The sequence below is a fragment of the Kitasatospora sp. NPDC056531 genome (assembly GCF_042794375.1).
Taxonomy (GTDB): Bacteria; Actinomycetota; Actinomycetes; order Streptomycetales; family Streptomycetaceae; genus Kitasatospora.
In genome coordinates, this window is sequence record NZ_JBHTTU010000116.1 from 12650 (window position 1) to 15246 (window position 2597).

A 2597-nucleotide genomic window follows, 5' to 3' on the forward strand; every position below is an offset into this window, starting at 1 on the left:
AGGCGCTGGCGTCCGGGCCGCTCGCGGGGGTGGTGGCCCGGGCGCGCAGCACGCAGTCGGACTTCCCCGTCCGCCTGGCGGCCAAGGACCTCGCCCTGGCGGGCGGCGGCCCGGTGCTGGCGGCGGCCCGTCAGGTGCTGCTGGCGGACCCGTCGATCACGGAGCGGGACCTGTCGGCGGTGGTGACGGCGCTGCAGCGGGGCTAGGCCCCTGCCCCGCCCCGGCCGTCAAAGCCGCGAACCGGCATTCACCCGATCAGGGGGGGCCGGTGTGCGCCGCGGCGCTGCCGGGCCGTAGCGTCGTGGCGGCGTACGGCGGAGGGCCTGGGGAGGGCGGCGGGAGTGCGGGAGATGTGGGCTGGGCTGCGGCGGAGCGCGGCGGCGCTGGCGGTGGCGACGGCGGTGCTGGTGGCGTCGGCCTGCGGGGCGCCGCCGTCCGCCGGCGAGCGGGGCGACGACAGCGGTGACGCCGGGGCCCGCAGGGGCACCCCCGGAGCGGTGGTCCCGGGCGGCAGCCCGCTCGCCCTGGTCTACCGGGGCCCGGCGGCCTGCGACGGCTGCCCGGAGGCGGCGCACGACATGCTGGAGCACGACGGTTTCACGGTGCGCTACATCGGCCCGGACGAGGAGACGCGTTTCGGCCCGGACGCGCTCGCCGGGGCCGCCCTGTACGTGCAGCCGGGCGGCACCAACGGCCAGGAGGTGACCACCGCCTGGGGCCTGCTGGAGCGCGACCGGGGCTTCTCCCCGGAGCTGGTGCGCGCCTACGTGCGTGGCGGCGGGCGCTACCTGGGCCTGTGCATGGGCGGCTACCTGGCCGGCGAGGACCCGGGCTACGGCCTCCTGCCGGGCGACTCCGGCCAGTACATCAGCTCCCAGGGCGCCACCGTCACCGACGACCAGGACCACCTGGTCGACGTCGCCTGGCGCGGGCACCCGCGGCGGATGTACTTCCAGGACGGCCCGTACTTCGACGTGGACGGCCCGGACGTGGACGTGCTGGCCCGCTACACCAACGACCGCGCCGCCGCCGTGGTCGCCTCCTACGGCGCGGGCCGGGTGGCGGTCAGCGGCCCGCACCCGGAGGCGCCCTCGGAGTGGTACCGCGACTACGGCCTGTCGGACGAGTCTCCGAGCGGCCTGGGCCTGGGCGAGGACCTGCTGCACACCCTGATGGGCACGCCCGCGAACCCGACCTCCTGACGCCCCCGCATCTCCCACACACCCGCGCCCGCACCCGGTCCGTACCGGGTGCGGACTGGGGCATTCTGCCGCGGTCACAGAGGGCCGCGGGAGAGAGGGCAAGGGCGAAGGATGGAGAACGACACGAGGGCACCCCGCCGGGCCGCCGGCCTGCGCAAAGCCCGCAAAACCTCCCGCAGACCGCCCGGGAAACCGCCCCCGAGCTGCCCCGAAGCGCCCTAGTGCACTAGTGCTCCAATCTCAAATAACCGCAGTACAGGGCTTGTTGAGCACAATGCGTACGGCGTACGGTTGTGGGCATGGAGAACACCGACATCCTCGTCTCCGGCGCCGGCGTCGCCGGCCCCGCCCTCGCCTACTGGCTGCGCCGTCACGGCTTCAACCCCGTCGTCGTCGAGCGCGCCCCCGGCCCGCGCCCCGGCGGGCAGGCCGTCGACCTGCGCGGCGCCGGACGCACCGTCATCGAGCGGATGGGCCTGATGGAGCGGGCCCGCGCGCTGTGCGTGGAGCAGAAGGGCATCGCCCTGGTCGACCGCCGCGGGAGGCTGACCGCCCGGATGCCCGTCGAGCTGTTCGAGGGCGAGGGCATCGTCTCCGAGATCGAGATCCTGCGCGGCGACCTCGCCGACCTGCTCCGCCAGGCCACCGACGACGTCGAGTACCTCTACGACGACAGCATCACCGCCCTGGCCGAGGACGCCGAGGGCGTCACCGTCCACTTCGAGAACGCCCCCGCCCGCCGCTTCCACCTCGTCGTCGGCGCCGACGGCCTGCACTCGGTCGTACGGCGCCTGGCCTTCGGCCCCGGGGAGGACCACTACCGCCCGCTCGGCGGCTACACCGCCTGGTTCACCGTCCACGACCCCGCCCTCGCCCGCGGCCTCGACAGCTGGTTCCTGATGTACAACGCCCCCGGCGGCCTGGTCGCCGCCGCCCGCCCGGGCCGGCTGCCCGGCGAGGTCAAGGCCGCCCTGAGCTTCCGCTGCGACCCGCTCCCCCTCGACCGCCGCGACGGCGCCGCCCAGCGCCGGCTGCTCACCGAGCGCTTCGCCGGGGCCGGCTGGGAGGTGGACCGCCTGCTCGCCGGGATGTCCACCGCCGAGGACTTCGCCTTCGACTCCTACGGCCAGATCCACCTCGACCACTACACCCGCGGCCGCGTCGCCCTGCTCGGCGACGCCGGCTACTGCCCCAGCCCGCTCACCGGCCTGGGCACCAGCCTCGCCCTGGTCGGCGGCTACCTGCTGGCCGGTGAACTCGCCGCCGCCGCAGGTGACTTCGCCGCCGCCTTCGCCCGCTACGAGGAGCGCATGCGCCCCTACGTCACCCGCGCCCAGGAGCTGCCGCCCGGCGGCATGAACGGCTACGCCCCCGACACCGCCCTGATGATCCGCC

The 2597-nt window shown here is 75.5% G+C and carries 2 protein-coding genes and 1 pseudogene; all 3 read left to right on the plus strand.

Translation table 11 applies throughout. The annotated features are described in order from the left end of the window. Nucleotides 1–206, plus strand: a pseudogene (locus ACFQ87_RS40270) (NAD(P)-dependent oxidoreductase); the annotation flags it as partial. A 144-nt stretch (nt 207–350) separates the two neighbouring features. Next, nucleotides 351–1202 (plus strand): hypothetical protein, encoded by an 852-nt coding sequence (locus ACFQ87_RS40275; RefSeq protein WP_380615924.1) that lies wholly within the window; start codon nt 351–353, stop codon nt 1200–1202. A 299-nt stretch (nt 1203–1501) separates the two neighbouring features. Next, nucleotides 1502–2597, plus strand: a 1096-nt coding sequence (locus ACFQ87_RS40280; protein WP_380615925.1) for an FAD-dependent monooxygenase, incomplete at its 3' end; no start/stop codon positions are given.